Here is an 11,413-nt window from a genome sequence, read left to right on the forward strand (position 1 = left end):
CCGGCGAGGGGTACGAAGATCGGGTTCATCGTTTACTTTCTCCCCATCAGCAGCATGAGCAGGTCGCCCCGGGTGATGATGCCGACGAGGCGCCCCCCTTCGTCGACGACCGGCATGCGGCGGTAGAGGTTCTCGATCAGCTTGTCGAGCACGACGCGCAGGGGGTCGCCGGGCTTCAGTACCGGCACTTCGGTGCGCATCACCTCCTCGACGCGTTTTTCCTTGTAGATCTGGACGAAGTCGTGGATCGAGTGCTCGTCCACCCACTTGTCGAAGAGCTGCAGCGCGATCACGTCCGGTGCGCCCGGAATGTTCTCCGGTTTGGGCAGCAGGTCGTCCATCTCCAGGACGCCCAGGTACACGCCCGTTTCGTCCACCACCGGAAGGCCCCCGTAGTGGTGGGCCGACATCCGCTCGGCCGCCACCCAGAGGGTCTCGCCCTTCGTGGCGGTGAGGGGGTTTGCGGTCATAATGTCCACGGCTTTCATAGCCCCTTCACTATAACGCCGGCCCCCGGGCGCGCTGGTCCCGGCGCGGGCGGAGGAGTAGAATGAGGTGTTCAGCAGAACGTCGTGCAGAGGGGAGGAGGCCATGGCCGAAACCGTACCCCGAAGCGACCGCTTGCAAGAAGCGGCCCGGAGGCTCGTCGAACGCCTGTTCGAGGGCGAGCGCCCCTTCGGCGTGAAGTTCTGGGACGGGACGTACCTGCCGCCGAGCCCGGGCGCGAGCGCGCGCGCCGACGTGGTGCTGCGCCGTCCCGAGGTGCTGGCGCGGCTGCTCGATCCCCCGTTGGATCTGGCGCTGGGGGAGGCCTACCTCGAGGGTTCCCTCGACGTCGAAGGCGACCTGGAGGCGGTGCTGGAGGCGCTCGAGCGGCACGCCGCCCGCTTGAGCCCGCGTCACTGGATCGGGCTGCTGCGCGAGGTGCGGGGGCTGCGCGCGGGGCTGCGCGACCTTGGACTGGCCGCGCGCCTGCGCGGGCGCACGCACTCCAAGCCGCGCGACCGGGCGGCCATCCGACACCACTACGACGTTTCCAACGCCTTCTACCGCCTGTGGCTGGACCGGCGCATGGTCTATTCCTGCGCCTACTTCCCCGAGGGCGACGAGGACCTGGACGCCGCGCAGGAAAAGAAGCTCGAGCACATCGCGCGTAAGCTGCGGTTGGCCCCGGGCGAGCGCCTGCTCGACATCGGCGCCGGCTGGGGCGGGCTCGTCCTCTTCGCCGCCGAGCGCTACGGCGTTCACGCGGTCGGGGTCACCGTGGCCGAACAGCAGGTGCGCTTCGTCCGCGATCGGGTTCGCCGTCTGGGGCTCGAGGGCCGCGTGGAGGTTCGCCCCGAAGACTACCGCGAGGTGCGCGGACGCTTCGACAAGATCGCCTCGGTAGGGATGGCCGAGCACGTCGGCCGCGAGCGGCTGCCCGACTACTTCCGCATCGCCTACGCCAATCTGGAGCCGGGCGGGCTGATGCTGCACCACGTGATCACCCGCGGCCCGGTGCCCAGCCGTTTTTCCGGCGAGCTGGCCTCCGGCGAGTTCCTGCGCCGCTACGTCTTCCCCGACGGCGAGATCCTGCCGCTGTGGACGCACCTCCAGGCCGCCGAAGCGGCGGGGTTCGAGGTGCGCGACGTGGAGGACTGGCGCGAACACTACGCCGTCACCCTGCGCCACTGGGTGCGGCGTCTGAACGCGCGCTTCGCGGAAGCGGCCGCCGAGGTGGGCGAGGCGCGCGCCCGTTTGTGGCGGCTTTACATGAGCGTCTCCGCTTATCAGTTCGCCGCCGGCCACCTGGCCGTGCACCAGGTGCTGCTGGCCAAGCCCGACGAACGGGGGCGGGTGGAGCTGCCCCGCTCGCGCGCCTGGATCTACGCCCCGTAGCCCCCTCCAGGACGCGTTGTCAAAGGCGGCGCGATTTGATATAGTAGCCCTTGCCTGGCGCCGCGGTCCGCGGTAGCTCAGCTGGTAGAGCGGTCGGCTGTTAACCGATTGGTCGCAGGTTCGAGTCCTGCCCGCGGAGCCAGAAAACGCCCGCCCCCAAGGGGGCGGGTCTTTGTTAGGGAACGTCGAAACGCCGCAGCAGGGCGAGGGTGCCCGCGTACGCCAGTGCGGTGAGGACGAGGCCCAGGCCCAGCGCCGCGAAGAAGTGCACCCCCGCGCGCAGCAGCCAGGGCAGCGCCAGAAAGAGCGCCAGCGAGGGCAGCACCAGCCAGAAGACGTCCTGGGCGAAGGCCGCGATGCGCTCCGCGTCGCGGGTCTCCAGGTAGAGCCAGACCATGGCCAGCACCGAAACGAGCGGTATGGAAGCCAGAAGCGCACCCAGCAGCGTGCTCCGTTTTGCGACTTCCGAAGCGAGAACGATGAGCAGAGCGCTGACGACCAGCTTGACCAGGTAGGGCACGGCGGGACCTCCGCACCAGGCTACCGCATGAAGGCGACCCCCGGCGGCTGCCGGGGGTCGCGGGGAGCCGTGGTTACGGTCGTTCCATCCAGAAGTCGTAGCTGCCCGAGCCGCTGTAGGACTCAATGCGCCAGACGTAGTAGCCGGCGGTGCCGCTGTAGGTCACCTGCTCGCTCGAGGTGTAGCTGGTCGAGCTGGCGACGGTGCGCCAACCCCAACCGGTCCACTTCCAGAGCTTGAGGTCGAAGTCGGTGCCGGCGGCCCCTTCGAGCCAGCCCTTGTGCACCCCCGCAGGAGCGTAGAAGTAGCTGCCGTTCGGCTGGTAGTCGTAATCGCCGGAGCCCGTCAGGGTGCCGCTGTAGTACTCGCAGCCGGTGCAGGGCGCGGTGCTGCCGCCGCCACCCCCGCCCCCGCCGGTCTCGGGGGTGAGGCCGCTGAAGAGCAGCAGGTTGGGCGAGCCGGCGACGTCGCTGATGCGACCGGCGCTGGCGGAGTCGAGGATCGCCTGCTTGACGGTGCTCGGCGAGGCGCCGGGGTCGGTCTCCAGGTAGAGCGCGGCCACACCGGCCACGTGGGGGGTGGCCATCGAGGTGCCGCTGATCGTGTTGGTGGCGGTGTCCGAGGTGTTCCAGGCGGAGGTGATGGAGACGCCCGGGGCGAAGAGGTCGACGCAGGAGCCGAAGTTCGAGAAGGAGGCGCGCACGTCGCTCGAGTCGCTGGCGGCCACGGTGAGCGCCTCGGCCACCCGCGCCGGCGACTTCGTGCAGGCGTCGGTGTTTTCGTTGCCGGCGGCGACCGCGAAGGTCACGCCCGAAGCGATGGCGTTGCGCACGGCGTCGTCCAGCGACTGGCTGGCCGAACCGCCCAGGCTCATGTTGGCGACGGCCGGGCTCTGGTGGTTGGCCGCCACCCAGTCCACGCCGGCGATGACGCCGGAGGTCGTGCCCGAGCCGTTCGCGTCGAGAACGCGCACGGGGTGGAGCGTCACCGACTTGGCCACGCCGTAGGTGCTGCCGCCGACGGTGCCGGCCACGTGGGTGCCGTGCCCGTTGCCGTCCTCGACGCCAAGCCCGTCGCTGATGGCGGTGTAGCCGTTACCGATGCGGCCGGAGAACTCCTGGTGGGTCGTGCGGATGCCGGTGTCGATGATGTAGGCGTGCACGCCCGCACCGGTGGCGGTGTAGCTGTAGTTCCCGTCGAGCGGGAGGTCCCGCTGATCGATGCGGTCGAGCCCCCAGGTGGCCCCGCTTTGGGTGGCGGAGAGGGTGATGCGCTGATCCGCCTCGATGTAGGCCACCCGCGGATCCCTGGCGAGCTGCACGAGCGCAGCGTCGCTCAACACGGCCGCGAAGCCGGGAAGCGCAGTCGAGTATACGTACAACAGTTGAACGTCTTGATCCGATACACCCAGTCCCGATACGTTGCCCGATTGAAGCTGCTGCAATACCGGCGCGGCGGCGCCTTTCTTGAAGACCACAATGTACTGCCCCGGAATCGCGGCTTCGGCGTCCTGCCCGTAGATGGGGGCGACCGATTCGGCCGAAACGGAGAGATCAGGTGTGCCCGCTTGGTTCGGGGGCGTGGAACACGCCACCAAAACCCCTAACGACAAAGCAAGAGCCAAGAGCCACGTTCTAAGGTTCATACCGTCTCCTTTCCTTGTAACCAACCCGTTGGTTTGGGGTGGTGGTCCCAGTCTAGGGAACGAAACCCCCGCTTGTCAATCGATGGAGCGAAATGGGTCTCGGCGCGGGGGTGCGGCCCGCCTTCCAGCCGCCGCCCCGGGGGTGACGGTCCCCCGGGGCGGCGCGTCGAGGAGGGTGTCAGCGGACGTACTCGTACGCCCCCCGGTCCCAGGCGGCTCCCTGGGGCCTGGGGGTGCCCGCCGCGTCGCGGCGGATGTCGAGGCCGTAGAGGTCGAAGAACCGCTGGTAGACGTCGTTTTCGCTCCCCGAGTCGACGAGGGGGGAGGCGGCCTGGGGCCTCAGGTCTCCGGCCGCGGGGTCGGCGAGCAGGGGATCGGCCTCGAGGTTGCCCGAGGCCTGAGCCGCGGCGTCCAGCTCGGCGACGCCGGTGAAGGCGGTCGATCCGAGCCGGAAGGTGGGTGCGCCGCCGGCCTGGAAGAAGACGTTGCCCGTGATCCGGCTCGCGCTGACCGCGTTGCCGAGTTCGACGAAGACGTGCCGCCCCTGCCGGACGTTGGCGACGAGGTTGCCGTGGATCTGCAGGCTGCCGTCGCCGCCCGGGGAGTGGATGCCGCCGTCGACGTTCCAGATCGTGTTGTCCACGATGTGGCGGTTCCGCCCTCCGGCCAGCATGATGGCTGCGGGGGCCCAGCCGGTGTTGGGGTTGTAGGTGAAGTCGGGCGGAACGGCGATGTCGTAGATCACGTTCCCGATGATGTACTGCTCCTGTCCGGTGCCGCCGCTGTTGCTGCCGGCGGTGATGCCCGAGTTGGAATTGTAGATGCGGTTGAAGAGGATCCAGACGCGCTCGGGCCCGTACTGGAAGACGACCCCCGACTGGCCGGCGGCGTTGCTCTGGATCTTCTGGTTGTCGTGGAGGACGTTCTCGGAGATGATGACGTCGGTCGCCTGCTTGATGCCGATCGGCGACTGACGGTTGGCGTAGAGGTCGTTGCGGGCCACGTAGAAGCGGCGGGAGCGGTTGAGCGCTTCGGTGCTGCCGTCGCCCCAATCGCCGATCTGAATGAAGCTGCCGCCGTTGTGGTACCCCACGTTGTCGAGCACCCAGACGTCCTCGGTGTAGGACCCGAACTTGATGCCGTGGTTGTCGAGGTCGACGTCCGGATTCTGATCCCAGCCGTCCTGCGAGTGGATCTTGTTGTTGTAGATCACGATGTGGCGCACCCGCTCGGCGTCGGAGCGGCCGCCGCCGCCGATCTTTCCGGCCATGTCGTGCAACTCGCTGTTGCGCAGGGCGACGTGGTGCGAGGGGTAGTTGAAGGTCACCTTGCCGAAGTCCGTGAACTCGAAGCCTTCGAGGATCGTGTAGCTCGACTTGACGACCCACTTGCGCGTCACCAGCGCCGGTCCGCTGCCGCTGGGCTCGTCGCCCACGATGAAGACCGGCGCTTCGGCCGTGCCCTCGGCCTGCACCACGTCGTAGCCGGTGGGGGCGTAGTCGTAGCGGCCGTGGACCTCCACCACCGAGCCCGCGGGGATGGGATCGGGCAGGGTGGCGCGGGGGGCCGCGGGGGTGCCGTAGGTACGGGCGTCGCTGGCGTCGGGGTGATACTGGTCGACGTAGTACCAGCCGGGGGTTTCCTCGTCCCAGGGGTCGGGGCGGGTGTAGTAGTCCTCGAGTTTCTCGACGATCCCGAACTCGGGGTCGGGCACCCCCGCGGGCGCCACCCAGGCGCCGGGGGGCGGCTGGGAGCCGCCGGGTGGGGGGTTCTCCTTGGCCGGGTTGCAGGCGGCCAGCAGGGCCAGGGCGAAGGCGAGGAAGATCGTGGGGTACCGTTTGCGGGTTGCGCGCAAAGCCATCTTCTCCTTTCCTGCCCGCGCTACTGCGGGCGTTCGTACGCCCCCCGGTCCCAGGCGGCTCCCTGGGGCCTGGGGGTGCCCGCCGCGTCGCGGCGGATGTCGAGGCCGTAGAGGTCGAAGAACCGCTGGTAGACGTCGTGCTCGCTTCCCGAGTCTATGGCTGGCGAGCCGGATTGGGGCCGAAAGTCGCGCGCGGTGATGTCGGTAAAACGCGGGTCGGCTTCCAGATTATGGCGCACACGGGCGGGCCAGGCGGCTTCGAAAGCGGAGACGCCGGTGTAGACCGTGGAGGAACCCATACGAAAGGTCGGCGACCCTTCCGGCTGGAAGAAGAGGTTGCCCTCGATGCGGCTCAGGTTCGCGCCCTCTTTGGTGTCGATGACGAGGTGGTGCCCTCCGCGAACGCCGGCGACCACGTTGCCGTGAACGTAAAGCGGTCGGTTGCTCGGGCTGTAGATTCCGCCGTCGACGTTCCAGATCGTGTTGTCCACGACGTAGCGGTTCTGACCGCCGTTAAGGCGGATGGCCGCAGCGCCCCACGCGGATCCCGGGGGCTTGTCGTCGTCAGGGGCGGCGGCGATGTCGTAGATCACGTTGCCGATGAGGTACTGTTCCTGCCCCGTGCCGCCGCTGTTGCTGCCGCCGGTGATGCCCGAGTTGGAGTCGTAGATGCGGTTGTAGATCAGCCAGATGCGCTCGGGTCCGTACAGGAAGTAGATGCCCGCCTGGCCCCCGACGTTGCTCTGGATCTTCTTGTTGTCGTAGAAGACGTTCTGGGAAACGATCACGTCGGTCGCCTGCTTGATGCCGAGGGCGCTCTGGCGGTTGGCGTAGGCCACGTTGCGGCCGATGTAGAACCGGCGGGCGCGGTTGAGCGCTTCGGTGCTGCCGTCGCCCCAGTCGCCGACCTGGATGAAGTCGCCGGCGTTGTGGTAACCCACGTTGTCGAGGATCCATACGTCCTCGGTGTAGGGACCGAACTTTATGCCGTGGTTGTCCTTGTCTTCGGTACCCTCGTTCCAGCCCTCTTGCGAGTGGATCTTGTTGTTGTAGATCACGATGTCGTGAATGTACTCAGCCGGCGAAGCGCCGCCGCCGCCGAACTTGCCTACGGTGTTGTGGTGCTCGCCGTTGCGGAAGGCGACGTGGTGGGAGGGGTAGCGGATCTCGATCCTGCCCCCGCCGGTGAACTCGAGCCCATCGACGATCAGGTACGTCGACTGGATCCGCCACTTCCGGGTCACGACCGCGCCCTCTTCGCCCACGATGAAGACCGGCGCTTCGGCCGTGCCTTCGGCCAGGATCGAGTCGTAGCCGGTCGGGGCGAAGGCGTAAGCGCCCGCCAGCACCACCACCGAGCCCGCGGGGATGGGGTCTGGGATCGTCGCCCTGGGGGCGGCGGGGGTGCCGTAAATACGGGCGTCGCTGGCGCTGGGGTGGTCGTGCTGCACGTAGTACCAGCCGGGGGTTTCCTCGTCCCAGGGGTCGGGGCGGGTGTAGTAGTCCTCGAGTTTCTCGACGATCCCGAACTCGGGGGGCGGGATGCCGATGGGGGGTTCGAAAGCGCCGCTTTCCGGGGGCGACCCGCCTCCGGGGCCGGGCGGCGTGCGCGCGGCCGGGTCGCAGGCCACGAGCAGGGCGAGGGCGAGCAAAGGAGCCATCCGAATGCGTGCAATCATGCGCGACCTCCAGGGTGCCGGCCGCGGTTGGCCGGCGCTGCCGAACGGGCGGTGGCGAACGGCTTCACGGCGCGTACCCGCCGATGTCCGGGGCCGTGCCCGCATAGGCGTACGCCACCCCCTGGCCGTCCTGCCAGTCCAGCTCGCGGTCCAGGTGCAGGACGTTGGCCTCGTCGTCGATGGCGACGACGCGGGCCCGCAGGTCGGAGCCCTGCAGCTGGATCACGTCGCCGCGTTCGCCCGGGAGGCCGTAGCCGTCGTAGAAGTACCCGGCGTCGTCGACGGGCAGGGCGGTGCCGCGACCGCTGCCGACGGCCTGCGTCAGGAAGGCGCCGGCGTCGACGAGGGGGCTGTCCGGCGCGGGGGTGAAGTCGAGCCCTTCGGCGTCGCGGAAGCGCGGCGCCGCGGTGAGGTTGCCGCGGAAGCGCCCGGGCAGCGCGTCCTGCCACGCGCCCACGGTGCGCGGCGCCGAACGCGCGGAGGTCACCCCGTGGACCACCAGGTAGGGGTCGTCGCCTCCGTCGTAGGCGATCAGGTTGGCCTCGAAGAGGAAGCCGTCGGTCCGTCCCGTCTTGATCTGCACGGGTCGGCCGTCGAGCACGTCGGTGTACCAGCTCCAGCGGGTGTCGTTGGCCACGAAGCGGCTGCGGTAGAAGACGTTGTTCTTGAAGACGTTGTCCCCGAAGGTGTAGCGGGTGTTGCCGGAGAGCTCCACCCCGGCGTAGTCGGTGCGAAAGAAGACGTTGTGCACGACGCGGTTCCCGGTGTTGTGCGTCGCCTCCCCGCCGTAGAGGGCCATCTGGAGGCCGGGGCCGGTGGTGTCGTGGAAGAGGTTGAAGCGCACCAAAGTCTGCTGGGCGGCGAGCTGGATGCCCGCGTAGGGCGAGGCGTCGCCGCTCGAGGGGGTGTAGGCGAAGACGTTGCCCTCGACCAGGTTGCGGCGGGTGGCGTTCACGGCCGTGACGTCCTTGTCGAAGCCGACCCCGTCGCAGTCGTAGATCTCGCCGATCTTCTGATCGGCGTTGTGGAAGTCGTTGTTCCGCAGGACGTTGAAGTCGCCGCACTTGATCGCCCACAAGGCGTGGTCGGCTGCGCGGAAGACGTTGCCCTCGACCAGGTTGCGATCGGAGTCGATGAGCACCAGGTGGTCCTGGGTCGAGTCTTCGAACCGGTTGCCCAGCAGGCGGTTGAAGTGGGCGCGCTCGAAGAAGAGGCCCGTCTTCGAGCTTCCGTAGGGATCGAGGGCGCGGCGGAAGGTGTTGCCGCGCAGCACGTTGCGGTGTGCGTCGCGGGCGTACAGCCAGCGGCGCACCCCTTCGACGGTCAGCCCCTCGATCACCAGGTAGCTGCGGCCGGAGATCTCGATGGCGGGGCTCAGGGCCTCGCCCGTGAGGACCGGGCGCTCGCCTTCGTGGTTGCGGAAGACGATCGGCGCGTCCGCACGCCCGGAGTTCGCGGGGCGCAGGGCCTCGCGGTAGGTGCCGCCGCGGAGTGCGACGACGTCCCCGGCCACGGCCGCGGCGGCCGCGGCGGCGAGGGTGCGGTAGGCGCGCTCCTCACCGGAGCCACAGCGGCGCGCGGCGGGGTCGTAGTCGTCGCAGGCGTCGGCGTCGATCCCGGGGTCGACGTAGATCGTGGGCGGCGGGGTGGGTGCGGGCGGTGGGTCGGGCCCGGGATCCGCGTCCGTACCGGCGGCGCCGCAGGCGCCCAACAGCACGAGCGTGAGCGTTAGCGCGAGCGTCAGGGGCAGCCGGGCGGTAGGGTTCATGGGTCTCCGAGGTCGGGTCGCGGTGGCTCATTGGGTTGACCCAGTCTATATAACGAGCTAACGCGTGTCAATCCAGAGACCGGCAAGCGGCTAGAGAAAAGATAAGCCCCGCCGTGTGCGGGCGGGGCCGGGTCCGCGGTGCGGACGGATCAGTTGAGCTCTTCGCCCCAGGCCTCTTCGAAGACGACGCGGGTCTCGCTGACCGTAATCTCGAGCGCCTGGGCCACCTCCTCGGCGAGCAGGTTGATGGCGCGGCGGAACGCCTGGCGGTCCAGGTCGGGCAGGCCGCGCTCGGCGTCCCAGCGCCGCAGCTGCCCGGCCAGGATGGCGATGCGGTGCGGGTTGCCCTCGGAGAGGATCTCGGTGACCCGGCGGTGCCGCGCGGCCCACTGCTTGGGCAGCGGGAGCTGGCCGTGTTTGAGGTGCTCGAGGATCTGGGGCACCTCGTCCCGCGTCAGCGCGGGCCTCAGGCCCACCTGCTGGGGCGACTCGACCGGTACGAACGCCTTGGAACGCGAGCCGGGGAACTCGACCTGATAGTAGGATCGGCCGATGCCGGCCACGGTCCGCTGGGCGATGCCGGCCACGACGCCCACGCCGTAGGGGGGCAGCACTACCTTGTCTCCGGGACGGTACTCTTTCACGCGCAAACTCCTTTCATGAAGACCTCGGCGAGCTGCTGGATGTAGGGCTCGCGAGGGAAATCGAGCTGAGGACTGCAGCCGAAGGCGGCCAGTGCGGCGGCGGTGAGCTCGACGTCGAGGTCGGGGCGCAGCTCCCCGCTGGCGATGCCGCTGGCGACGAAGCGCTCGAGGATCCCCTGGTAGTGCTGGTGCAGACCGGTCAGCCAAGCCTTCTGCCCCTTGGGGTTGGCCTCGCGCGCGACCGCGGCCCAGAGGCCGCGCCACTCGTCGACGAAGGCGAGCCGCCGTGCGAGCAGCCGCTCCAGCCGCTCGCGAAAGGGCCGCTCGGACGCGGTGATCTCGGCGGCGTCGGCGTAAAAACGCTGCGTGTGGTACTCCACCAGCGCCTTGAGCAGGTCCTGTTTGTCCTCGAAGTAGAGGTAGACCGTACCCTTGCCCACCTCGGCCTGCCTGGCCACCTCCTCGACCTTGAGCCCGGACAGACCCCGTTCGCGGAGTACCCGGATCGTGGCCTCGAGGATGATGTCGCGCTTGTTGGGGACGCTCCGGGCTTCGGTGGTCACGTACTTCACTCTAGCATAGGTACACGGTTTATGCATGAGAAATCGGTGTTAAGCCGTATAAAAATACACTATTTACTGCATTATACGGTTGGGCTAGAATAGGGGGCAGGAGGCCGACGATGCGCAGAAGCGGATGGTTCGCGTTGCTGGGGCATGCGGATCCTCTGCGGGGCGAGACCCGGGCCGTCGAGGAACGGCTTCTGGAGATGGCCGGGGGCGTGGTGCTCTTCGTGACGCCCAAGGCCATGCTGCCGCTCGTCGAGGCCTGGCGCGAGATCTTTCACACCCACGGGGCCCGGCACACCGGGGTGCTGGCGCTGTCGCGGCGCGAGCAGGCCATGGACGCCCGGATCGCCGGGCAGGTGGCCGAGGCCCCGCTGGTGCTGCTGGTCGACGAGCAGGGCGAGCGCCTGCTGGAGCTGATCACGGGGACGCGGCTGGTGAACGCGCTGGCGCAGGTGCACCTGCGCGGGGGCGTGGTGGCGGCCGCGCTCGAGGCCTCGCCGCTGCTGGGCAGCGCCGTGCCGCTGGGCCGCGGGGAGACGCCCGCGGTGCGCTACGGGCTGGGCCTGCTGCCCGGCCTCGCCGTCCAGGAGGCCTTCGAGGGCGCCGGAGCCTTCCATCGGCTCAGCGAGGTCGTGATCGGCCGGCCCGACCTGCTGGGCGTGGGGCTCGAGCGCGGGGCGGCGGTCGTCGTCGGGCCCGAAGGGCGCGCCGAGGTGGTGACCGGCCGCGTGGCCCTGTTGGACGCCTCGGGGGCGCGCTCGAGCCCGGCGGCGGTGCACGGGCTGCGGGTCGACGTGCTGGCGGCTCCGGCCCGCTTCGAGGTGCCGCTCTTTCCAGAGTAAGCTG

Annotated in this window: 10 protein-coding genes and 1 tRNA gene; 3 read left to right on the top strand and 8 right to left on the bottom strand. The window is 69.1% G+C overall.

Annotation, left to right across the window (positions count from 1 at the left end; translation table 11 throughout):
* Window positions 1-32: 32 nt before the first annotated feature.
* The gene (locus tag OCEPR_RS01625; protein WP_013456963.1) at window positions 33-488 is read right to left on the bottom strand and encodes a CBS domain-containing protein; all 456 of its coding nucleotides are present in this window, start codon (window positions 486-488) and stop codon (window positions 33-35) included.
* Window positions 489-591: 103 nt separating this feature from the next.
* Between OCEPR_RS01625 and OCEPR_RS01630 the strand changes: the two genes are divergently transcribed.
* Window positions 592-1,881 carry an SAM-dependent methyltransferase gene (locus OCEPR_RS01630; protein WP_013456964.1) on the top strand — a complete coding sequence of 430 codons (1,290 nt, stop codon included), beginning with the start codon at window positions 592-594 and terminating at the stop codon, window positions 1,879-1,881.
* 66 nt (window positions 1,882-1,947) lie between these two features.
* Window positions 1,948-2,023, top strand: a tRNA-Asn gene (locus OCEPR_RS01635).
* A gap of 33 nt (window positions 2,024-2,056) precedes the next feature.
* On the opposite strand, the gene OCEPR_RS01640 is transcribed toward OCEPR_RS01635, so the two are convergent.
* The 7 genes from OCEPR_RS01640 to OCEPR_RS01670 form a co-directional block, all read right to left on the bottom strand.
* Window positions 2,057-2,401: a DUF3147 family protein gene (locus tag OCEPR_RS01640; protein WP_013456965.1), complete on the bottom strand. Its 345-nt coding sequence runs from the start codon at window positions 2,399-2,401 to the stop codon at window positions 2,057-2,059.
* 73 nt (window positions 2,402-2,474) lie between these two features.
* Window positions 2,475-4,046: a S8 family peptidase gene (locus OCEPR_RS01645; protein ID WP_013456966.1), complete on the bottom strand. Its 1,572-nt coding sequence runs from the start codon at window positions 4,044-4,046 to the stop codon at window positions 2,475-2,477.
* Between the two features lie 178 nt (window positions 4,047-4,224).
* Entirely contained in the window at window positions 4,225-5,907 is a 1,683-nt protein-coding gene (locus OCEPR_RS01650) for a right-handed parallel beta-helix repeat-containing protein (protein WP_013456967.1), read from the bottom strand.
* Window positions 5,908-5,927: 20 nt separating this feature from the next.
* Complete coding sequence (locus tag OCEPR_RS01655) at window positions 5,928-7,586, bottom strand: choice-of-anchor Q domain-containing protein (protein ID WP_013456968.1); 1,659 nt, start codon at window positions 7,584-7,586, stop codon at window positions 5,928-5,930.
* 64 nt (window positions 7,587-7,650) lie between these two features.
* A complete protein-coding gene (locus tag OCEPR_RS01660; protein ID WP_013456969.1) occupies window positions 7,651-9,354 on the bottom strand; it encodes a right-handed parallel beta-helix repeat-containing protein in 1,704 nt (567 codons plus the stop codon).
* Window positions 9,355-9,503: 149 nt separating this feature from the next.
* A complete protein-coding gene (locus OCEPR_RS01665; protein ID WP_013456970.1) occupies window positions 9,504-9,998 on the bottom strand; it encodes a CarD family transcriptional regulator in 495 nt (164 codons plus the stop codon).
* Window positions 9,995-10,597, bottom strand: coding sequence for a TetR/AcrR family transcriptional regulator (locus OCEPR_RS01670; protein WP_013456971.1), 603 nt, complete (start codon window positions 10,595-10,597; stop codon window positions 9,995-9,997). Before OCEPR_RS01670 ends, OCEPR_RS01665 begins: the two co-directional genes overlap by 4 nt.
* An 83-nt stretch (window positions 10,598-10,680) precedes the next feature.
* On the opposite strand from OCEPR_RS01670, the gene OCEPR_RS01675 reads away from it, so the two are divergent.
* Window positions 10,681-11,409 (top strand): cyanophycinase, encoded by a 729-nt coding sequence (locus OCEPR_RS01675; protein WP_013456972.1) that lies wholly within the window; start codon window positions 10,681-10,683, stop codon window positions 11,407-11,409.
* The last annotated feature ends 4 nt before the right edge of the window (window positions 11,410-11,413 follow it).

Source organism: Oceanithermus profundus DSM 14977, assembly GCF_000183745.1.
Taxonomy (GTDB): domain Bacteria; phylum Deinococcota; class Deinococci; order Deinococcales; family Marinithermaceae; genus Oceanithermus; species Oceanithermus profundus.

What these genes read in the sequence shown, in the direction of transcription:
- OCEPR_RS01660 (WP_013456969.1), bottom strand. Translation starts at nt 9,354, where the DNA reads ATGAACCCTACCGCCCGGCTGCCCCTGACGCTCGCGCTAACGCTCACG.
- OCEPR_RS01675 (WP_013456972.1), top strand. Translation starts at nt 10,681, where the DNA reads ATGCGCAGAAGCGGATGGTTCGCGTTGCTGGGGCATGCGGATCCTCTG.
- OCEPR_RS01655 (WP_013456968.1), bottom strand. Translation starts at nt 7,586, where the DNA reads ATGATTGCACGCATTCGGATGGCTCCTTTGCTCGCCCTCGCCCTGCTC.
- OCEPR_RS01630 (WP_013456964.1), top strand. Translation starts at nt 592, where the DNA reads ATGGCCGAAACCGTACCCCGAAGCGACCGCTTGCAAGAAGCGGCCCGG.
- OCEPR_RS01645 (WP_013456966.1), bottom strand. Translation starts at nt 4,046, where the DNA reads ATGAACCTTAGAACGTGGCTCTTGGCTCTTGCTTTGTCGTTAGGGGTT.
- OCEPR_RS01625 (WP_013456963.1), bottom strand. Translation starts at nt 488, where the DNA reads ATGAAAGCCGTGGACATTATGACCGCAAACCCCCTCACCGCCACGAAG.
- OCEPR_RS01670 (WP_013456971.1), bottom strand. Translation starts at nt 10,597, where the DNA reads ATGCATAAACCGTGTACCTATGCTAGAGTGAAGTACGTGACCACCGAA.
- OCEPR_RS01650 (WP_013456967.1), bottom strand. Translation starts at nt 5,907, where the DNA reads ATGGCTTTGCGCGCAACCCGCAAACGGTACCCCACGATCTTCCTCGCC.